The organism is Massilia alkalitolerans DSM 17462 (assembly GCF_000427785.1).
In the GTDB taxonomy this organism is placed as follows: Bacteria; Pseudomonadota; Gammaproteobacteria; order Burkholderiales; family Burkholderiaceae_D; genus Telluria; species Telluria alkalitolerans.
The window spans coordinates 60,254-77,352 of record NZ_ATYR01000027.1; the positions used below are offsets into that span (position 1 = coordinate 60,254).

Here is a 17,099-nt window from a genome sequence, read left to right on the forward strand (position 1 = left end):
TCGGTTCCTAGATTATTTCTTGAGCGATTGAGCTGCCTTGCGCGGGCCCTTGCGGGTACGAGCATTGGTGCGGGTACGCTGACCACGCACTGGCAGGCCCTTGCGGTGACGCATGCCGCGGTAGCAGCCCAGGTCCATCAGACGCTTGATGTTCATGGACAGTTCGCGGCGCAGGTCGCCTTCCACGACAAACTTCGCAACTTCGTCGCGCAGCTTCTCGAGTTCGTTATCGTCGAGGTCCTTGACCTTCTTGTTGGTAGCGATGCCGGTCGAATCGCAGATCTTCTGCGAACGTGGGCGGCCAATACCGTAGATAGCCGTCAGGCCGATCACGGTGTGCTGATGATTTGGGATGTTAACCCCTGCAATACGTGCCATTCGTTATTCCTCGAAATTAACCTTGACGCTGCTTGTGACGCGGCTCGACGCAGATCACACGGACCACGCCCTTGCGCTTGATGATCTTGCAGTTGCGGCAGATCCGCTTGACTGAAGCGTTAACTTTCATTTTGCACTCTCTTCGGTTCGTTTACTTTAATGATTTTTACTTGGTGCGGAACACAATGCGGGCCCGGGACAGGTCATACGGGGTCAGTTCCACCGTCACCTTGTCACCCGGGAGAATGCGGATGTAATTCATGCGCATTTTACCCGAGATATGTCCCAGAACCACGTGCCCGTTTTCCAGCTTCACGCGAAATGTTGCGTTCGGGAGATTCTCCAGAATCTCCCCTTGCATTTGGATGACGTCGTCTTTTGCCATTCGGTCTATGCCTTCCCCGCTTAACGCGACGGAATTCCGCCCTTGAAGTTAGCCTTCCGCAACAATGAGTCGTACTGTTGCGACATGACGTAGTTCTGCACTTGTGCCATGAAGTCCATCGTCACCACAACAACGATGAGGAGCGACGTGCCACCGAAGTAGAAAGGAACTTTCCACTGCGAGGTCATGAACTCCGGCACCAGGCACACCAGGGTGATATAGACCGCACCGGCCAGGGTCAGGCGCATCAGGATCTTGTCGATGTAGCGTGCAGTCTGCTCGCCCGGACGGATGCCCGGAACAAACGCGCCGCTCTTCTTCAAGTTGTCCGCCGTTTCCTTGCTGTTAAATACCAGCGCCGTGTAGAAGAAGCAGAAGAACACAATCGCCACCGCATACAGCAACGCGTGGATCGGCTCACCGGTAGCCAGCGAAGCAGCCAGGTCTTTCAGGAACCCGATGAACGGGCCGCTGGCGTCCTTGCCTCGCGTGTACCAGTCGACGATCGTCGCCGGGAACAGGATGATCGAGGAGGCGAAGATCGGCGGGATCACGCCGGCCATGTTCAGCTTCAAGGGCAGGTGGCTGGTTTGGCCACCGTAGATCTTGTTGCCGACCTGGCGTTTAGCGTAATTGACCAGGATCTTGCGCTGCCCGCGTTCCACGAACACGACGGCATACGTCACGGCCACCACCAGAACCACGATGATGATCGCGGCGATGCTGCTGATCGAACCGTTCGAAACCAGGGTGAACAGGCCACCCAGGGCCGACGGCAGACCTGCTGCGATACCGGCAAAAATGATGATCGAAATACCGTTGCCAAGACCACGCTCGGTGATCTGCTCGCCCAGCCACATGAGGAACATGGTGCCGGTCAGGAGCGTCACCACCGTGACGAAGCGGAAGCCCATGCCCGGATCGAGCACGAGACCAGGCTGCGCTTCGAGCGCGACCGCGATGCCGAACGCCTGGAACAGTGCCAGTGCCACCGTGAAGTAACGGGTGTACTGGGTGATCTTGCGGCGGCCGGCTTCGCCCTCTTTCTTCAGCGCCTCGAGTTGCGGCGAGACGATCGATGCAAGCTGCATGATGATCGAAGCCGAAATGTAAGGCATGATGCCGAGGGCGAACACGGTAAAGCGGGACAGGGCGCCACCCGAGAACATGTTGAACATGCCCAGGATGCCGCCTTCGTTCTGCTTGAACAGCGCTGCCAGCTGCACCGGGTCAATCCCGGGGACCGGGATGTGAGCACCGATGCGGTACACGACCAATGCGCCAAGCAAAAACCACAGCCGACCCCAGGGGAAGCCGGAAGCGGCGCTTTTACCAAGTTGTGAATTAGTCGCCAATTTTTGCTCCGATCAGGCAGGGCCGCAATTAAGCGACCGAACCGCCAGCTGCTTCGATCGCCGCTTTCGCGCCGGCGGTTGCCTTCAGGCCCTTGAGGGTCACCGCCTTGGTGATCTCGCCCGACAGGATGACGCGCACGTCGCGCGCCACCACTGGCAGGATGCCTGCTGCTTTGAGCACCAGGATGTCGATTTCGCCGACAGCCAGGTTGTTCAGGTCCGACAGACGCACTTCAGCCTTGAAGGTTGCGTTCAGCGATTTGAAGCCGCGCTTCGGCAGACGGCGCTGCAGAGGCATCTGACCGCCTTCGAAGCCGACCTTGTGGAAGCCGCCCGAACGCGATTTCTGACCCTTGTGACCGCGACCGGCAGTCTTGCCCAGGCCCGAGCCGATACCGCGGCCAACGCGACGCTTCGCGTGCTTGGCGCCGTCAGCTGGTTGAATGGTATTGAGTTCCATTGATTTCTCCGTACGCAAGCCCGAGGGCTTACGAAACAACTTTAACGAGGTACGCGACTTTGTTGATCATGCCACGCACAGCTGGGGTGTCCTGCAGCTCGGAGACCGAGTTGACACGACGCAGACCCAGGCCGCGCACGGTGGCACGGTGATCCTGACGGGTACCGATCAGGCCCTTGACGAGCTTGACTTTGACAGTGTTTGCCATGTGTGTTCCCCTTAACCCAGGATGTCTTCAACCGACTTGCCGCGCTTGGCAGCGATATCGGAAGCAGTGCTCATTTTCGACAGACCGTCGAGGGTTGCGCGAACCAGGTTGTACGGGTTCGACGAACCGGTCGACTTGGCGACCACGTCGGTCACGCCCATCACCTCGAAGATAGCGCGCATTGCGCCACCAGCGATCACGCCGGTACCAGGCTTGGCCGGCATCATCATGACGCGCGAGGCGCCGTGACGGCCCGACACGGTGTGGTGCAGCGTACCGTTCTTGAGGGGCACCTTGATCAGGTTGCGGCGGGCTTCTTCCATCGCTTTTTGCACGCCGACAGGAACTTCCTTCGACTTGCCTTTGCCCATGCCGATGCGGCCATCGCCGTCACCGACAACGGTCAGCGCTGCAAAACCCATGATACGACCACCCTTCACCACTTTGGTGACGCGGTTGATCGCGATCATTTTCTCGCGCATGCCATCATCCGGCTTGTCGCTTTGCATTTTTGCTTGCATTTTTGCCATGACGATTCTTCCTTAGAACTTCAGACCGGCTTCACGCGCGGCTTCCGCCAGCGCCTTCACACGGCCGTGGTAACGGAAACCCGAACGGTCGAATGCGACTTCGGTGATTCCTGCTTTCAGTGCTTTTTCTGCGACGCGCTTGCCGACCAGGGCAGCAGCGGCAGCGTTGCCGCCGGCGCCAGTCTTGCCAGCCAGTTCAGCACGCACTTCAGCTTCCAGCGTCGAGGCCGACACCAGCACCTTAGCGTCCGGGCTGATCAGGTTCGCATAGATGTGCAGGTTGGTGCGGTGAACCGACAGACGGTTCACGCCCAGCTGGGCGATCTTGATGCGGGTTTGACGTCCGCGACGCAGACGCGATTGTTTCTTGTCCATGTCAGCTCCGATTATTTCTTCTTGGTTTCTTTAAGCTTCACCACTTCGTCCGAATAACGGACGCCCTTGCCTTTGTAAGGCTCAGGAGCGCGGTAAGCGCGCACTTCAGCGGCCGTCTGGCCGACCTTCTGGCGATCGATACCCTTGATCACGATTTCGGTCGGGGTCGGGGTGACCGCGGTGACGCCTTCCGGCATCGCGTGCAGCACCGGGTGCGAGAAGCCCAGCGACAGGTTCAGGGCGTTGCCCTGCACAGCTGCCTTGTAGCCCACGCCCACCAGGTTCAGCTTCTTCTCGAAGCCCTTGGTGACGCCGGTAACCATGTTGTTGACGAGGGCGCGCAGGGTACCCGACATGGCGTTCGATTCACGGGAATCGTCCACCACGTCGAAAGTCAGCGTGCCGTTGTTGTTTTCCACTTTGACCAGGCCGTTCAGCGACTGGGTCAGGGTGCCGAGCGGGCCCTTGACGGTGATCGACGACGCATTGATTGCGACTTCGGCACCTGCCGGGACGGCGATTGGCATCTTAGCTACTCGAGACATGTCTACTCCTTAAGCCACGTAGCACAGCACTTCGCCACCGACGCCGGTAGCACGTGCCTTGCGATCGGTCATCACGCCTTGCGGGGTCGAGACGATTGCCACGCCCAGGCCATTCATGACCGACGGGATTTCGTTCTTGCCCTTGTAGACGCGCAGGCCAGGACGGGACACGCGCTCGATGCGCTCGATGACCGGACGGCCGGTGTAATATTTCAAACCGATTTTCAGTTCAGCCTTGCCACCTTCGGTGGTCACGGCGAAATCTTCGATGTAACCCTCGTCCTTCAGGACGTTGGCGATCGCAACTTTGACTTTCGAGGACGGCATGTTGACGGTGGTCTTCGAAACGGTCTGTGCGTTGCGGATGCGGGTCAGCATATCGGCGATAGGATCGCTCATACTCATTGCTTATCTCTCCTATTACCAGCTAGCTTTGGTCATACCCGGGATTTCGCCTTTCATGGCGAATTCGCGGAGTTTGGTACGGGCCAGACCGAATTTACGGAAGGTGCCACGTGGACGGCCGGTCATGGCGCAGCGGTTACGCTGGCGGGTCGGCGCCGAGTTACGCGGCAGGGCCTGCAGCTTCAGGCGTGCTTCGTAACGTTCTTCTTCCGACTTCGACTGGTCGTCGATGATTGCTTTCAGAGCTGCACGCTTTGCGGCGAATTTCTCCACCAGGTCTGCACGCTTCTGTTCGCGGTTAATCAGTGCAAGTTTTGCCATGCTCTTAGTTCCTGAACGGGAATTTGAAGGCGGCGAGCAGCGCTTTGGCTTCTTCGTCGGTCTTAGCGGTGGTGGTGATCGAGATGTTCATGCCACGCAGCGCATCGATCTTGTCGTAATCGATTTCCGGGAAGATGATCTGCTCTTTGACGCCGATGTTGTAGTTGCCACGGCCATCGAAGGATTTGCCGTTCACACCACGGAAGTCACGCACGCGCGGCAGGGCCACGGTGATGAAGCGGTCCAGGAATTCGTACATGCGATTGCCACGCAGGGTGACCATCGTGCCGATCGGGTAGCCTTCGCGGATCTTGAAGCCTGCGATTGCCTTGCGTGCCTTGGTGACGACCGGCTTCTGGCCGGCGATCTTGGTCAGGTCGCCAGTGGCGTGCTCGATGATCTTCTTGTCGGCGACTGCTTCCGACAGACCCATGTTCAGGGTGATCTTGGTCAGGCGCGGGACTTCCATGATCGACTTGTAGCCGAATTTCTCGGTCAGTTCAGCGACGACTTTTTCTTTGTAAATTGCTTGGAGACGGGCCATTTATCTTACCCCTTCACTACTTCGCCGTTCGACTTGAAGACGCGGACTTTTTTGCCGTCCTGGTCTTTGAAGCCAACGCGATCTGCCTTGCCGGTCGCAGCGTTGAACAGCGCGACGTTCGACACGTGAATCGGCATAGTCTTGTCGACGATACCACCAGTAACACCGGTCATCGGGTTCGGCTTGGTCGCTTTTTTAGCGACGTTGACGCCTTCAACGATGACGTGCTCAGCGTCTACACGCTTCTGAACGACGCCACGCTTGCCCTTGTCCTTACCGGCCAGAACGATGACTTCGTCGTTTTTACGAATTTTATCCATGTCGATTCCTTACAGAACTTCAGGTGCCAGCGACACGATCTTCATGAACTTCTCGGTACGCAGTTCACGCGTGACCGGTCCAAAGATACGGGTGCCGATCGGCTCCAGCTTGGCGTTCAGCAGGACAGCGGCATTGCCGTCGAACTTGACCAGGGAACCGTCCTGGCGGCGCACACCTTTAGCGGTACGCACAACCACGGCGTTGTAAATTTCGCCCTTCTTGACGCGACCACGCGGCGCAGCCACCTTGACGGTGACCTTGATGATGTCGCCAATGCTCGCATAACGGCGCTTCGAGCCGCCCAACACCTTGATGCACAGAACTTCCTTGGCACCGGTGTTGTCGGCTACTTCGAGCCGGCTTTCGGTTTGAATCATGATATTTTCTTTCCCAACTTAAGCCGTAGAAAACCCCACGGAAACCGTGGGCCTGCGGTCAGTCTTGGTCCCGCCATGACGCCCCTGCTGGAGCCCCATGTTTGGGTGATGGACTTTCCATTCGTTACAGGCCGCAGAACCGCGGAGGAATACTGCGGCAACACATGAACGAAGCCCGCTAGTATCACAGATACCAGCGGGCCACGCAAGACAAATTTTTAGGCTTTAGATGACCTGTGCTTGCTGCACAACACGGGTCACGGTCCAGGCCTTCGTCTTCGAGATCGGGCGACCTTCCGTGATCTCGACCGTGTCGCCGGTCTTGACCTGGTTGGTCTCGTCGTGCGCGTGATACTTGTTCGAACGCACGATGATCTTGCCGTACAGCGGGTGCTTCACGTGACGCTCGATCAGGACGGTCACCGTCTTGTCCATTTTGTCGGACACGACCTTGCCGACCAGCGTACGCTTCAGCGCCGTTTTAGTGGTGTCGTTCATTTGGCTTCCTTCGAGTTCATCACAGTCTTCACACGCGCGATGTCGCGACGTACTTTCTTGAGCTGCGCGGTATTGCCCAGCTGCTGGGTAGCGATTTGCATGCGCAGGCCGAACTGGGCCTTCAGCAGCTCATTCAGCTCCTTCTGCAGCGCTTCCTGGTCCTTGCCGCGGAGTTCCGATGCTTTCATATTCAACTCCTGTTATTGGCCGACTTGACGGACCACGAAGGTGGTCGCCAGCGGCAGTTTGGCAGCGGCCAGGCGGAACGCTTCGCGCGCCAGTTCTTCAGCAACGCCGTCCATCTCGTACAGGACTTTGCCTGGCTGGATTTCAGCGACGTAGTACTCCGGATTACCCTTACCGTTACCCATACGGACTTCGGCCGGCTTGTTCGAGATCGGCTTGTCCGGGAAGATACGGATCCAGATACGGCCGCCACGCTTGATGTGACGGGTCATCGCACGACGTGCAGCTTCGATCTGGCGTGCGGTGATACGGCCGCGGGCAACTGCCTTCAGGCCGAACTCACCGAACGACACCGAGGTGCCGCGGGTGTGCGAAATGCCGGTGTTACGGCCCTTCTGCTCTTTACGATACTTTCTGCGGTTTGGCTGCAGCATGCTTATTCTCCTGCTTTCTCAGCAGCCGGCTTGGCAGCGCGGCGGCCTGCTGGTGCGGTACCTGGCTTGGCGCCCGGACGGCCACGGCCGGCAGGCTTGCCATCATCGCGGCGCGGGCCGCGTGGCTTCTTCTCGTCGGCCGGGACATCGATCACAGGTGCTTCGCCCGTTGCCGAACGATCGCCCTTGTAGACCCACACCTTGACGCCGATGATGCCGTAGGTGGTCGATGCTTCGCTGGTGCCGTAGTCGATATCGGCGCGCAGGGTGTGCAGAGGCACACGGCCTTCGCGGTACCATTCGGTACGTGCGATTTCGATGCCGTTCAGACGGCCCGACGACATGATCTTGATGCCAACGGCGCCCAGACGCATGGCGTTCTGCATCGCGCGCTTCATGGCGCGGCGGAACATGATGCGCTTTTCGAGCTGCTGGGCGATCGAGTCGGCGATCAGCTGCGAATCGATCTCGGGCTTGCGGATCTCTTCGATGTTGACGTGCACAGGCACGCCCATGATCTTCGCCAGCGACGACTTCAGCACTTCGATGTCTTCGCCCTTCTTGCCGATCACGACGCCAGGACGCGACGAGTAGATCGTGAAGCGTGCGTTCTTGGCAGGACGCTCGATGACGACGCGGCCGACCGAAGCGTTCTTCAGCTTCTTCTTCAGGAAAGCGCGTGCTTCCAGGTCTTCCTTCAGCATGTCGGCGAAGTTGCCGTTGCCAGCGTACCAGCGCGACGCCCAGTTACGGGTGACCGCCAGGCGGAAGCCGGTTGGGTGGATTTTCTGACCCATCGTGTGACCCCTTAGTTACCGACAGTCACGTAGATGTGACAGGATTGTTTCGAAATACGATCGCCGCGGCCCTTCGCACGTGCGGTGAAGCGCTTCAGGATCGGGCCCTTTTCAACGTAGATCTGCACGACCTTCAGCTCGTCGATGTCGGCGCCATCGTTGTGTTCCGCGTTGGCGATTGCCGACTCGAGAACCTTCTTGATGATGGTCGCGCCCTTCTTCGGGCTGAACTGCAGAATGTTGAGTGCTGCGTCAACTTTCTTGCCGCGGATCAGGTCCGCAACCAGGCGGCCCTTTTGTTCCGACAGGCGAACGCCTTTGAGGATTGCTTTAGTTTCCATTATCGTTTCGCCTTCTTGTCAGCAGCGTGGCCCTTGAACGTACGGGTCAGCGCGAATTCGCCGAGCTTGTGGCCGACCATGTTCTCCGACACGTACACCGGCACGTGGACCTTGCCGTTGTGCACGGCGATGGTCAGACCGATGAAGTCCGGGGTGATCGTCGAGCGGCGCGACCAGGTTTTGACTGGCTTCTTGTCTTTGGTCGCTTGCGCGGCTTCGACTTTTTTCACCAGGTGGGCGTCAATGAACGGCCCTTTTTTCAATGAACGAGTCATGTTTTATCCCTTATTTCTTGCCGCGGCGCGAGACGATCATCGACGAAGTGCGCTTGTTCGAACGCGTCTTCTTGCCCTTGGTCTGCTGGCCCCATGGCGACACCGGATGGCGACCTGCTGCCGTACGGCCTTCACCACCACCGTGCGGGTGGTCGATCGGGTTCATGACGACACCGCGGACGGTCGGGCGGACACCGCGCCAACGCATCGCACCGGCTTTACCGATCTTGCGCAGGCTGTGCTCGGCATTGCCGACTTCACCCACGGTTGCACGGCACTCGATGTGCACGCGACGGACTTCACCCGAGCGCAGGCGAACCTGGGCGTAGGTGCCTTCGCGGGCCATCAGGACGACAGCGGCGCCGGCGGTGCGGGCCATCTGTGCGCCTTTACCCGGCAGCATTTCGACGCAGTGCATCACGGTACCAACCGGGATGTTGCGGATCGGCAGGCAGTTACCGGCCTTGATCGGTGCTTCCGAACCGTTCATCAGGGTATCGCCGACAGCGATGCCCTTCGGAGCGATGATGTACGCACGGGCGCCGTCCGCGTAGCACAGCAGAGCGATGTGCGCGGTACGGTTCGGGTCGTATTCGATACGCTCGACCTTGGCAGGGATACCATCCTTCTGGCGCTTGAAGTCGACCAGACGATAGTGCTGCTTGTGGCCACCGCCGATGTGGCGGGTGGTGATGTGACCGTTGTTGTTACGGCCAGCAGTCTTCGATTTCTTCTCAACCAGGGCTGCGAACGGACGGCCTTTGTACAGGTCGCTGTTCACAACCTTCACCATGCCGCGGCGGCCTGGGGAGGTTGGCTTCATCTTAACGAGTGCCATTATTTAGCCTCCTCGACAAAATTGATTTCCTGGCCCGGCTTCAGGGCCACGAAAGCGCGCTTGGTGTGGTTGCGGCGACCGGTGAAACGGCCCGAACGCTTGACCTTGCCTTCGCGGTTGACGGTTTGCACCGATTCCACTTCGACCTTGAACAGCAGTTCGACGGCAGCCTTGATTTCCGGCTTGGTTGCATCCGGCAGAACCTTGAACACGATCTGTTCGTTCTTTTCAGCGACGAAGGTCGCCTTTTCGGAAATAACCGGAGCCAGCAGCACCTTCATCAGGCGCTCTTCGCTGAATTTGATAGCGGTGCTCATGCGTACATCTCCTCGATCTTGGCCAGAGCAGCTTTGGTGACCAGGACTTTCTTGTAGAACACCAGCGACATCGGATCAGCTGCCTTCGGCTCGACGACGAGCACGTTCGGCAGGTTGCGCGATGCCAGTTCCAGGTTTTCATCGATGGTGTCGGTGATCACCAGGACCGATTCCAGACCCATGCCCTGCAGCTTTTGCGACAGCAGCTTGGTCTTCGGAGCTTCGATCGACAGGTTTTCGACAACGTTCAGACGGCCTTCGCGGGCCAGCTGCGAGAAGATCGAGCAGATACCTGCGCGGAACATCTTCTTGTTGACCTTGTGCGAGAAGTTCTCGTCCGGGGTGTTCGGGAAGATGCGACCACCGCCGCGCCACAGAGGCGACGACGACATACCAGCACGAGCGCGGCCGGTGCCTTTTTGGCGCCATGGCTTCTTCGTGGTGTGGCTGACTTCTTCACGGTCTTTCTGCTTGCGGTTGCCGCTGCGCGCGTTGGCGGCGTAGGCGACCACGATCTGGTGAATCAGGGCTTCGTTGTATTCGCGGCCGAACACGGTGTCGGCAGCTGCAACGCCGGCGCCAGCTTGACCTTGCTCATTCAGGAGCTGGAGTTCCATACTTAGGCTCCTTTCTTGGCTTTGGTTTTGACAGCCGGCTTGACGATCACCTGGCCGTTCTTGGCGCCAGGAACGGCACCTTTCACGAGCAGCAGCTGACGGTCAGCGTCGATGCGGGCGATTTCCAGGTTCTGGGTGGTGACGGTAACGTCGCCCATGTGACCGGTCATGCGCTTGCCTGGGAACACGCGACCCGGATCCTGCGCCATACCGATGGAGCCAGGAACGTTGTGCGAACGCGAGTTACCGTGGGTAGCACGGCCCGAAGCAAAGTTGTAACGCTTGATGGTACCGGCGTAGCCCTTACCGATCGAGGTGCCCTGCACGTCGATTTTCTGGCCCACTTCGAACATCGAAGCATTGATGGTGTCGCCGGCTTTGAGTTCAGCGGCTTTGGTGGAATCGATGCGGAATTCACGCAGCATCGTGCCGGCTTCGACGCCAGCTTTAGCGTAGTGACCAGCAGCAGCCTTGTTCACGCGGGAAGCGCGACGCTGGCCGAAGACGACTTGCACAGCAGTGTAGCCGTCAGTTTCAGGGGTTTTGACTTGCGCAACACGGTTGTTGGACACGTCCAGCACGGTGACAGGGATCGAATCGCCGTCATCCGTGAAGATACGCATCATGCCAACCTTGCGACCGAGGAGGCCCAGGCTCATTTTTTCTCCATTCCCACCTACGATTGGGCGGGGCTAATTAGTACTACTAAAAAAGCATGGGCTGAAAAAGACGTGCCCATACCGAAGCCGGCTAGTATAGCGCGCAAACGGCAACGGCGCAACAGGATAAATCGAGGTGACCTCGGCCTGTTGCGTTTTCCGCAGTAGCTGGAGAGAGCAAGGAATCTGACCTGGCTGGTCAGCACAGAAAAGGCACACCGCTGCGCCTTTTCTCTGCAGGCTACGACCATTGCTGGGAGCCTGCGATCTGGAAGTCTGGTGGGCGGTGCAGGATTCGAACCTGCGACCCCTTGGATGTCGACCAAGTATTCTAACCAGCTGAACTAACCGCCCGGGGAGCCGCATTATACGTAGCAGCCCGACAGTTTTGCAATAGCTTTTTTTCGGGCGCGTCGTGCATGCTCTCCGACATGTCTTCCGGATCGCCGGTTGTCGATGCCGCCGTGAAATGCTATTGTACAAATGCATTTTGCGGGCGACTTCCCCGCCCCTCCGCTTTTCACGTTCCCTTCGCCGGCAGATGACGGTGCGTCCAGCGCACCATGCCTGCCCTTTTTTCCTGGCGTGCCCGCCTCCCGGCGGATCCGGCGCGCCCCGACCCGGTCCGCCGCTTCTGGTGCGCGGACGCATCGCAGATAAGGATGATTCATGACTGTTATTGACTCGCAACGCTGGTCCCGCCCCCTCGATCCCGCCCGCCTCGTGCTCGCTACCGACCTCGACGGCACCCTGCTCGCGGGCACCCATGAGGCGCGGCGCCGCGTGCGCGACCTGTTCGCCGCGGCCGCCGAGGCCCCTGCGGACGCCCGCCCCACCCTGGTCTTCGTGACCGGACGCGGCCTGGAAACCGTCATGCCCCTGCTGAGCGATCCCACCATCCCGAGCCCCGACTACATCATCGCCGACGTCGGCGCCACCGTGGTCGACCGCGAGCTGCGGCCGGTGGAGCCGATCCAGCACGAGCTGACCGCGCACTGGCCGGGCAGCCAGGCGGTGCTGCGCGCCCTGTCCGGCTTCCCGCAGCTGGTGCGCCAGAGCGTGCCGCAGGAACGGCGCTGCTCCTTCCTGGCGTCCGAAGACGCCGTCACGCCGGCGCTGCAGGCGGCAGTGGAAGCACTCGGCTGCGAGCTGCTGTTCTCGGCCGGACGCTACCTCGACGTGCTGCCGCGCGGCGTCGGCAAGGGCGCGGCGCTGCGCCGCCTGGCCGCCGCGGCCGGCTTCGACCCGGCCAGCGTGGTGGTGGCGGGCGACACCCTGAACGATCTGTCGATGTTCGAAGCCGGCTTTCGCGGCGTGGTGGTGGGCGGCGCCGAGCCGGCACTGGTCGAGCGCGTGCGCAGGAACGCGCGCGTGCACGTGGCGTCCGTGGAGGGCTGCGGCGGCATCCTGGAAGGCCTGGCACGGCACGGCATGCCGCTTGGCGCCACGGCCGCGCCGAGCGCCGATCCGGTATCCGGCGAGGCCGAACTGGTGATGGTCTACCACCGCCTGCCCTACGACGAACTGGTGGTGGACGGCGTCACCCTGCAGCGCCGCCCGAAGAGCCCGAACGGCATCATGCCGACCCTGCTGAACTTCTTCGCCGGCGGGCGCAAGGGCTCCTGGGTGGCCTGGTCGCAGCAGGAATCGCGCACGCCGGAAGGCTTCGACACCCACGTGGCGGTCGACCCGCAGCGCTACCCGCAGCTCAAGGCGGCGCGCATCGCCCTTACCGGCGAGGACATCGAGCTGTTCTACAAGAAGTTCTCGAAAGAGGCCTTCTGGCCGATCATCTTCTCCTTCCCGGACAAGGCCGAATTCCACCAGGCCCACTGGGAGCGCTTCCTGGAAGTGAACCGCCTGTTCGCCGAGCAGACCGCGCGCGAGGCCGCCCACGGCGCCACCGCCTGGATCCACGACTACAACCTGTGGATGGTGCCGGCTTTCCTGCGCCCGCTGCGCCCGGACCTGACGATCGCCTTCTTCCACCACACCGCCTTCCCCTCGAGCGACGTCTTCAACATCCTGCCGTGGCGGCGTGACATCATCGGCAGCCTGCTGCAGTGCGACTACGTGGGTTTCCACATTCCGCGCTACGTCGAGAACTTCGTCGACGCGGTGCGCTCGTTCGCCCCCGTGGAAGTGGCCGGCAGCGTCCCGTGCGCGCCGCGCTTCCTCACCTATGGCTGCGCGCTCGGGGTCGACCGCATGATGACCGCGATCGAGGTCGGCGGACGGCGCGTGGCGCTGGGCGCCCACCCGGTCGGCACCGACGTCAAGCTGATCCGGCGCCTGGTGGACAGTAGCGAAGTGCAACGCCAGCTGGCCGAACTCGACGGCCTGCTGGAAGGCAGGACCGGGATCGTCTCGATCGAGCGCCTCGACTACGTCAAGGGCTCGCTGGAAAAGCTGCAGGCCTTCGAGCGCATGCTGGAGCGCCATCCCGAACTGCTGGGCAAGGTGACGCTGCTGAACATCGTCACCCCGGCCGCCAGCGGCATGGAGATCTACGACAGCCTGCGTGAAGATCTCGACCGCACCGTGGGCCGCATCAATGGCCGCTTCTCGACCCTCGGCTGGGTCCCGGTGCGCTATTTCTACCGCTCGCTGCCTTTCGAGGACGTGGTGGCCCACTACGCCGCCTGCGGCATCGCCTGGATCACCCCCCTGCGCGACGGCCTCAACCTGGTGGCCAAGGAGTACGTCGCCACCCGCCATGCGGCGGGACGCCCCGGGGTGCTGATCCTGTCCGAATTCGCCGGCGCCGCGGTCGAGCTGCACGGCGCCCTGCTGGTCAATCCCTACGACGCCAATGCCATGAGCGAGACCTTGTACCAGGCGCTGAGCATGGGCGCCGACGAAGTCGCCTACCGCGCCGCGCGGCTGGCCATGATCGTGGACGAGCACGACGTCACGCGCTGGGGCGAAGGCTTCCTGACTGCGCTGGCGCGCAATGAAACGCCGGCCGTCGACGAACGTCCGGCAGCGTGAAAGGAGTACACATGGATACCGTTTTCCTGGGTAACCCGGTGGCCGACTGGCTGATGGCGCTGGCCGCCGCCGCCGTGGTGGTGGCCGGCCTCGACGCCGTCAAGTCGATCCTGCTGCGGCGCCTGCGTTCCTTCGTGGCCGCCAATCCGGGCGGTTCGCGCGCGCTCGGCGCCGCCGTGGCCGCGCTGTCCCGGACCCGCCTGGTGGTATTGATCATCGTCGGACTGTATGCCGGCGCCAGCCTGCTGGCCCTGCCCGAGCGTACGCACCTCTTCATCAGCCGCGCCGCGATCGCCGCGGTGCTGATCCAGTGCGCGATCTGGGGCGACCATGCGCTGCGCGCCTGGCTGGCCGGCACCCGCGCCGAGCAGGCCGCCGACCCGGACCGCGTCACCTCGTCGGCCGCGATCGCCTTCCTCCTGCGCGTGGTCCTGTGGGCGGTGGTGGGCCTGATGACCCTCGATAACCTGGGCGTCAACATCACCGCCCTGGTGGCCAGCCTGGGAGTCGGCGGTATCGCCGTGGCGCTGGCGGTGCAGAGCATCCTGGGCGACCTGTTCGCCAAGCTGTCCATCGTGCTCGACAAGCCCTTCGTGGTGGGCGACTTCATCATCGTCGACAAGATGCTGGGCACGGTGGAGAGCGTGGGCCTGAAGACCACCCGGGTGCGCAGCCTGGGCGGCGAGCAGATCGTGTTCTCGAACGCCGACCTGCTCAAGAGCCGCATCCACAACCTGCGCCGCATGGAGGCGCGCCGCGTGGTGTTCCAGGTGGCGGTGACCTACGACACGCCGGAACCCTCCCTGCGCGCCCTGCCCGGCCTGCTCGAAGAAATCGTCGCGGCCCAGCCGCAGGTGCGCTTCGACCGCGCCCACCTGGCTTCGCTGGCGGCGCCCGCCTACACCTTCGAGATCGTGTACTACGTCGACAGCCCGGACTACCGCGTGTTCATGGACGTGCAGCAGGAAATCTACCTGCGCATCGTGGCGATGCTCGGCGAGCAGAAGATCCGCCTGGCGCTGCCGGCGCAGATGGTGCATCTGGGACCGACGGGCGAGTTGCCTGTCGTGGCAATGGCGCCAGCCGATGAACGTGCCGCAGCGTAGGGTGGACGGCTTGCCGTCCGCGCGTTCAACTGGATGATGAATAGCCGATGCGCTTATTCAGCCGGATTTGAACGCGCGGACGGCGGAGCCGTCCACCCTACCCGGCACAGCGGTTGACTGGCGCACCACCAGGCTGCCCGGCAGCCGGCGGCGCATGCGCGGCCGGGCATCGCCGCGGATGCGCCCGACCAGCAGTTCGGTCAACTGCCGGCCCAGCACATGGGTCGGCTGGGTCACCGAGCTCAGGCGTGGCGTCGCGAACGCGGCCATGCCGAGGTCGTCGCCCCCGACCACCGACAGCTCACCGGGCACCGCCACGCCGGCTTCCTGCGCCGCGCACAGGCCGCCCAGCGCCATCAGGTCGTTGCAGGCAAACACCGCCGTCGGCGGTGTGCCCAGCGCCAGCAGGCCTCGCACCGCGTCGTGGCCGCCGGCGCAATCGGGGCTCGCATGCACCAGGTAGCCGGCGGGCAGCGACAGGCCCGCATCCATCAGGGCACGGCGCAGGCCGGCGATGCGTTCCAGGCTGTGCGGTTCGGCCTGGGGCCCGGCCACGCAGGCGATGCGGCGGTGGCCCAGCTCGATCAGGTGGCGGGTGGCGGCATGGCCCGTCTCTTCGTGGTCGAGGCCGATGAAATCAGTGTCCACGGCCGGCACCTCGTGCTCGGCCAGCACGATCGGCACGCGCTGGCTGGCCAGCAGCGGGGCCAGTTCGTCGCGGGCGCTGCCGGCCACCAGGATCAGGCCATCGATGCGTTTCTCGGTCAGGCTGCGCAGGTGGGTAGCCTGGCGCTGCACGTCCCCGTAGCCGTTGCACAGCATGATGTTGTAGCCGACCTCGAAGGCCGCGTCCTCGATCCCGCGCAGCAGCTCGGCGAAGCAGGGATTGCTGTTGTCGGGAATGGAGACGCCGATGGTATGGCTCTTGTCGTTCTTGAGGCTGCGCGCCATCGCGTTCGGGACATAGCCCATCTCCTCGATGGTGGCCAGCACCTGCCTGCGCACGGCGTCGCTCACCGCCCGGGTCCCGTTGATCACGTGCGACACGGTCGAGGTCGATACGCCGACCCGCTCCGCCACCTGCTTCATTGTTGCCATTCTGCCTCCTTCGGGCGGCAATTATGACCGGAATGTTACGAAGCGGCCACTGGCGTATGGACATCACGAGAGTGAGTAATGTGAAATTCGGAGCGTGTACAATCAAATAGTTAACGCCGTCATCGGCGGCCGATCAACCCCCACCACGTAAGGAGTTCGTATGGCAATCAGTCTGCAGAAAGGCGGCAACGTCAACCTGAGCAAGGAAGCACCTGGCCTCACCAAGGTGATCATTGGCCTGGGCTGGGACCCGCGTTCCACCGACGGCGCCGCCTTCGACCTGGATGGCAGCGCATTCATGCTGAAAGCCGACGCCAAGGTGCGCGGCGACACCGACTTCATCTTCTACAACAACCTGAAATCGAGCGACGGCTCGGTGGTCCACGCCGGCGACAACACCACCGGTCAGGGCGAGGGCGACGACGAGAAGATCGCGGTCGACCTGTCGCGTGTCCCGGCCGAGGTCGAGAAGGTCTCGTTCTGCGTCACCATCCACGACGCCGACGCGCGCCGCCAGAACTTCGGCATGGTCGCCAAGGCGTATATCCGCTGCCTGAACGCCAACGGCGAAGCCGAGATCGCGCGCTACGACCTGTCCGAAGACAGCTCGACCGAAACCGCGATGATCTTCGGCGAACTGTACCGCCACGGCGGCGAATGGAAGTTCCGCGCCGTCGGCCAGGGCTTCAAGGGCGGCCTGGGTCCGCTCGCGCGCTCGTTCGGCGTCAACGTCTAAAT

At 61.8% G+C, this 17,099-nt stretch carries 28 protein-coding genes and 1 tRNA gene; 3 read left to right on the forward strand and 26 right to left on the reverse strand.

Annotation, left to right across the window (positions count from 1 at the left end; translation table 11 throughout):
• Positions 1-12: 12 nt before the first annotated feature.
• The 25 genes from rpsM to YWC_RS0121575 all read right to left on the reverse strand — a co-directional run bounded on the left by rpsM (position 13) and on the right by YWC_RS0121575 (position 11,520).
• Entirely contained in the window at positions 13-378 is a 366-nt protein-coding gene (rpsM, locus tag YWC_RS0121460; protein ID WP_027867244.1) for a 30S ribosomal protein S13, read from the reverse strand.
• A gap of 16 nt (positions 379-394) precedes the next feature.
• On the reverse strand, positions 395-508 hold the full coding sequence (gene rpmJ, locus YWC_RS30245) for a 50S ribosomal protein L36 (RefSeq protein ID WP_005663407.1): 114 nt from the start codon (positions 506-508) through the stop codon (positions 395-397).
• A gap of 36 nt (positions 509-544) precedes the next feature.
• Entirely contained in the window at positions 545-763 is a 219-nt protein-coding gene (gene infA, locus YWC_RS0121465; RefSeq protein WP_005663428.1) for a translation initiation factor IF-1, read from the reverse strand.
• Positions 764-783: 20 nt separating this feature from the next.
• Positions 784-2,118 carry a preprotein translocase subunit SecY gene (gene secY, locus YWC_RS0121470; RefSeq protein ID WP_027867245.1) on the reverse strand — a complete coding sequence of 445 codons (1,335 nt, stop codon included), beginning with the start codon at positions 2,116-2,118 and terminating at the stop codon, positions 784-786.
• Positions 2,119-2,146: 28 nt separating this feature from the next.
• Positions 2,147-2,578, reverse strand: a complete 432-nt coding sequence (gene rplO, locus YWC_RS0121475) for a 50S ribosomal protein L15 (RefSeq protein ID WP_027867246.1) — start codon at positions 2,576-2,578, stop codon at positions 2,147-2,149.
• A gap of 28 nt (positions 2,579-2,606) precedes the next feature.
• Entirely contained in the window at positions 2,607-2,786 is a 180-nt protein-coding gene (gene rpmD / locus YWC_RS0121480) for a 50S ribosomal protein L30 (protein ID WP_027867247.1), read from the reverse strand.
• A gap of 11 nt (positions 2,787-2,797) precedes the next feature.
• On the reverse strand, positions 2,798-3,316 hold the full coding sequence (gene rpsE, locus YWC_RS0121485; RefSeq protein ID WP_036215360.1) for a 30S ribosomal protein S5: 519 nt from the start codon (positions 3,314-3,316) through the stop codon (positions 2,798-2,800).
• 12 nt (positions 3,317-3,328) lie between these two features.
• Positions 3,329-3,691, reverse strand: coding sequence for a 50S ribosomal protein L18 (gene rplR, locus YWC_RS0121490; RefSeq protein ID WP_005663438.1), 363 nt, complete (start codon positions 3,689-3,691; stop codon positions 3,329-3,331).
• Positions 3,692-3,702: 11 nt separating this feature from the next.
• On the reverse strand, positions 3,703-4,236 hold the full coding sequence (gene rplF, locus YWC_RS0121495) for a 50S ribosomal protein L6 (protein WP_027867249.1): 534 nt from the start codon (positions 4,234-4,236) through the stop codon (positions 3,703-3,705).
• A 9-nt stretch (positions 4,237-4,245) separates the two neighbouring features.
• Positions 4,246-4,641, reverse strand: coding sequence for a 30S ribosomal protein S8 (gene rpsH / locus YWC_RS0121500; protein WP_027867250.1), 396 nt, complete (start codon positions 4,639-4,641; stop codon positions 4,246-4,248).
• 15 nt (positions 4,642-4,656) lie between these two features.
• Positions 4,657-4,962: a 30S ribosomal protein S14 gene (gene rpsN / locus YWC_RS0121505; protein ID WP_005663444.1), complete on the reverse strand. Its 306-nt coding sequence runs from the start codon at positions 4,960-4,962 to the stop codon at positions 4,657-4,659.
• Between the two features lie 4 nt (positions 4,963-4,966).
• Positions 4,967-5,506 (reverse strand): 50S ribosomal protein L5, encoded by a 540-nt coding sequence (gene rplE, locus YWC_RS0121510; RefSeq protein ID WP_027867251.1) that lies wholly within the window; start codon positions 5,504-5,506, stop codon positions 4,967-4,969.
• Positions 5,507-5,511: 5 nt separating this feature from the next.
• A complete protein-coding gene (rplX, locus tag YWC_RS0121515; RefSeq protein WP_027867252.1) occupies positions 5,512-5,826 on the reverse strand; it encodes a 50S ribosomal protein L24 in 315 nt (104 codons plus the stop codon).
• A 9-nt stretch (positions 5,827-5,835) separates the two neighbouring features.
• Positions 5,836-6,204, reverse strand: coding sequence for a 50S ribosomal protein L14 (gene rplN, locus YWC_RS0121520; RefSeq protein WP_005663451.1), 369 nt, complete (start codon positions 6,202-6,204; stop codon positions 5,836-5,838).
• Between the two features lie 225 nt (positions 6,205-6,429).
• Complete coding sequence (gene rpsQ, locus YWC_RS0121525; protein WP_027867253.1) at positions 6,430-6,702, reverse strand: 30S ribosomal protein S17; 273 nt, start codon at positions 6,700-6,702, stop codon at positions 6,430-6,432.
• Positions 6,699-6,890, reverse strand: coding sequence for a 50S ribosomal protein L29 (gene rpmC / locus YWC_RS0121530; RefSeq protein WP_027867254.1), 192 nt, complete (start codon positions 6,888-6,890; stop codon positions 6,699-6,701). The genes rpsQ and rpmC overlap by 4 nt, the downstream gene beginning before the upstream one ends.
• 12 nt (positions 6,891-6,902) lie before the next feature.
• Positions 6,903-7,322 carry a 50S ribosomal protein L16 gene (gene rplP / locus YWC_RS0121535; protein ID WP_027867255.1) on the reverse strand — a complete coding sequence of 140 codons (420 nt, stop codon included), beginning with the start codon at positions 7,320-7,322 and terminating at the stop codon, positions 6,903-6,905.
• A 2-nt stretch (positions 7,323-7,324) separates the two neighbouring features.
• Positions 7,325-8,119 (reverse strand): 30S ribosomal protein S3, encoded by a 795-nt coding sequence (rpsC, locus tag YWC_RS0121540; RefSeq protein WP_027867256.1) that lies wholly within the window; start codon positions 8,117-8,119, stop codon positions 7,325-7,327.
• Between the two features lie 11 nt (positions 8,120-8,130).
• The gene (gene rplV, locus YWC_RS0121545; protein WP_171085678.1) at positions 8,131-8,463 is read right to left on the reverse strand and encodes a 50S ribosomal protein L22; all 333 of its coding nucleotides are present in this window, start codon (positions 8,461-8,463) and stop codon (positions 8,131-8,133) included.
• On the reverse strand, positions 8,460-8,735 hold the full coding sequence (gene rpsS / locus YWC_RS0121550; RefSeq protein ID WP_005663463.1) for a 30S ribosomal protein S19: 276 nt from the start codon (positions 8,733-8,735) through the stop codon (positions 8,460-8,462). The genes rplV and rpsS overlap by 4 nt, the downstream gene beginning before the upstream one ends.
• A gap of 10 nt (positions 8,736-8,745) precedes the next feature.
• Positions 8,746-9,573, reverse strand: a complete 828-nt coding sequence (gene rplB, locus YWC_RS0121555; RefSeq protein WP_027867258.1) for a 50S ribosomal protein L2 — start codon at positions 9,571-9,573, stop codon at positions 8,746-8,748.
• A complete protein-coding gene (gene rplW / locus YWC_RS0121560) occupies positions 9,573-9,890 on the reverse strand; it encodes a 50S ribosomal protein L23 (protein WP_027867259.1) in 318 nt (105 codons plus the stop codon). Before rplW ends, rplB begins: the two co-directional genes overlap by 1 nt.
• Positions 9,887-10,507 (reverse strand): 50S ribosomal protein L4, encoded by a 621-nt coding sequence (gene rplD / locus YWC_RS0121565; protein ID WP_027867260.1) that lies wholly within the window; start codon positions 10,505-10,507, stop codon positions 9,887-9,889. Before rplD ends, rplW begins: the two co-directional genes overlap by 4 nt.
• A 2-nt stretch (positions 10,508-10,509) precedes the next feature.
• Positions 10,510-11,166 (reverse strand): 50S ribosomal protein L3, encoded by a 657-nt coding sequence (rplC, locus tag YWC_RS0121570; protein ID WP_027867261.1) that lies wholly within the window; start codon positions 11,164-11,166, stop codon positions 10,510-10,512.
• A 277-nt stretch (positions 11,167-11,443) separates the two neighbouring features.
• A tRNA-Val gene (locus YWC_RS0121575) sits at positions 11,444-11,520 on the reverse strand.
• Between the two features lie 315 nt (positions 11,521-11,835).
• On the opposite strand from YWC_RS0121575, the gene ggpS reads away from it, so the two are divergent.
• Both ggpS and YWC_RS0121585 read left to right on the forward strand, forming a co-directional pair.
• Complete coding sequence (gene ggpS / locus YWC_RS30250; protein ID WP_051306638.1) at positions 11,836-14,157, forward strand: glucosylglycerol-phosphate synthase; 2,322 nt, start codon at positions 11,836-11,838, stop codon at positions 14,155-14,157.
• Positions 14,158-14,168: 11 nt separating this feature from the next.
• Entirely contained in the window at positions 14,169-15,263 is a 1,095-nt protein-coding gene (locus tag YWC_RS0121585) for a mechanosensitive ion channel family protein (protein ID WP_027867262.1), read from the forward strand.
• A gap of 57 nt (positions 15,264-15,320) precedes the next feature.
• On the opposite strand, the gene YWC_RS30255 is transcribed toward YWC_RS0121585, so the two are convergent.
• The gene (locus YWC_RS30255; protein ID WP_229413156.1) at positions 15,321-16,361 is read right to left on the reverse strand and encodes a LacI family DNA-binding transcriptional regulator; all 1,041 of its coding nucleotides are present in this window, start codon (positions 16,359-16,361) and stop codon (positions 15,321-15,323) included.
• A gap of 160 nt (positions 16,362-16,521) precedes the next feature.
• On the opposite strand from YWC_RS30255, the gene YWC_RS0121595 reads away from it, so the two are divergent.
• Positions 16,522-17,097, forward strand: coding sequence for a TerD family protein (locus YWC_RS0121595; RefSeq protein WP_027867263.1), 576 nt, complete (start codon positions 16,522-16,524; stop codon positions 17,095-17,097).
• The last annotated feature ends 2 nt before the right edge of the window (positions 17,098-17,099 follow it).

Excerpts from the sequence above, each read along its gene's own strand:
- rpsM (WP_027867244.1), bottom strand. The coding sequence starts at position 378 with ATGGCACGTATTGCAGGGGTTAACATCCCAAATCATCAGCACACCGTG.
- rpmJ (WP_005663407.1), bottom strand. The coding sequence starts at position 508 with ATGAAAGTTAACGCTTCAGTCAAGCGGATCTGCCGCAACTGCAAGATC.
- infA (WP_005663428.1), bottom strand. The coding sequence starts at position 763 with ATGGCAAAAGACGACGTCATCCAAATGCAAGGGGAGATTCTGGAGAAT.
- rplO (WP_027867246.1), bottom strand. The coding sequence starts at position 2,578 with ATGGAACTCAATACCATTCAACCAGCTGACGGCGCCAAGCACGCGAAG.
- rpmD (WP_027867247.1), bottom strand. The coding sequence starts at position 2,786 with ATGGCAAACACTGTCAAAGTCAAGCTCGTCAAGGGCCTGATCGGTACC.
- rpsE (WP_036215360.1), bottom strand. The coding sequence starts at position 3,316 with ATGGCAAAAATGCAAGCAAAAATGCAAAGCGACAAGCCGGATGATGGC.
- rplR (WP_005663438.1), bottom strand. The coding sequence starts at position 3,691 with ATGGACAAGAAACAATCGCGTCTGCGTCGCGGACGTCAAACCCGCATC.
- rplF (WP_027867249.1), bottom strand. The coding sequence starts at position 4,236 with ATGTCTCGAGTAGCTAAGATGCCAATCGCCGTCCCGGCAGGTGCCGAA.
- rpsH (WP_027867250.1), bottom strand. The coding sequence starts at position 4,641 with ATGAGTATGAGCGATCCTATCGCCGATATGCTGACCCGCATCCGCAAC.
- rpsN (WP_005663444.1), bottom strand. The coding sequence starts at position 4,962 with ATGGCAAAACTTGCACTGATTAACCGCGAACAGAAGCGTGCAGACCTG.
- rplE (WP_027867251.1), bottom strand. The coding sequence starts at position 5,506 with ATGGCCCGTCTCCAAGCAATTTACAAAGAAAAAGTCGTCGCTGAACTG.
- rplX (WP_027867252.1), bottom strand. The coding sequence starts at position 5,826 with ATGGATAAAATTCGTAAAAACGACGAAGTCATCGTTCTGGCCGGTAAG.
- rplN (WP_005663451.1), bottom strand. The coding sequence starts at position 6,204 with ATGATTCAAACCGAAAGCCGGCTCGAAGTAGCCGACAACACCGGTGCC.
- rpsQ (WP_027867253.1), bottom strand. The coding sequence starts at position 6,702 with ATGAACGACACCACTAAAACGGCGCTGAAGCGTACGCTGGTCGGCAAG.
- rpmC (WP_027867254.1), bottom strand. The coding sequence starts at position 6,890 with ATGAAAGCATCGGAACTCCGCGGCAAGGACCAGGAAGCGCTGCAGAAG.
- rplP (WP_027867255.1), bottom strand. The coding sequence starts at position 7,322 with ATGCTGCAGCCAAACCGCAGAAAGTATCGTAAAGAGCAGAAGGGCCGT.
- rpsC (WP_027867256.1), bottom strand. The coding sequence starts at position 8,119 with ATGGGTCAGAAAATCCACCCAACCGGCTTCCGCCTGGCGGTCACCCGT.
- rpsS (WP_005663463.1), bottom strand. The coding sequence starts at position 8,735 with ATGACTCGTTCATTGAAAAAAGGGCCGTTCATTGACGCCCACCTGGTG.
- rplB (WP_027867258.1), bottom strand. The coding sequence starts at position 9,573 with ATGGCACTCGTTAAGATGAAGCCAACCTCCCCAGGCCGCCGCGGCATG.
- rplW (WP_027867259.1), bottom strand. The coding sequence starts at position 9,890 with ATGAGCACCGCTATCAAATTCAGCGAAGAGCGCCTGATGAAGGTGCTG.
- rplD (WP_027867260.1), bottom strand. The coding sequence starts at position 10,507 with ATGGAACTCCAGCTCCTGAATGAGCAAGGTCAAGCTGGCGCCGGCGTT.
- rplC (WP_027867261.1), bottom strand. The coding sequence starts at position 11,166 with ATGAGCCTGGGCCTCCTCGGTCGCAAGGTTGGCATGATGCGTATCTTC.
- ggpS (WP_051306638.1), top strand. The coding sequence starts at position 11,836 with ATGACTGTTATTGACTCGCAACGCTGGTCCCGCCCCCTCGATCCCGCC.
- YWC_RS0121585 (WP_027867262.1), top strand. The coding sequence starts at position 14,169 with ATGGATACCGTTTTCCTGGGTAACCCGGTGGCCGACTGGCTGATGGCG.
- YWC_RS30255 (WP_229413156.1), bottom strand. The coding sequence starts at position 16,361 with ATGGCAACAATGAAGCAGGTGGCGGAGCGGGTCGGCGTATCGACCTCG.
- YWC_RS0121595 (WP_027867263.1), top strand. The coding sequence starts at position 16,522 with ATGGCAATCAGTCTGCAGAAAGGCGGCAACGTCAACCTGAGCAAGGAA.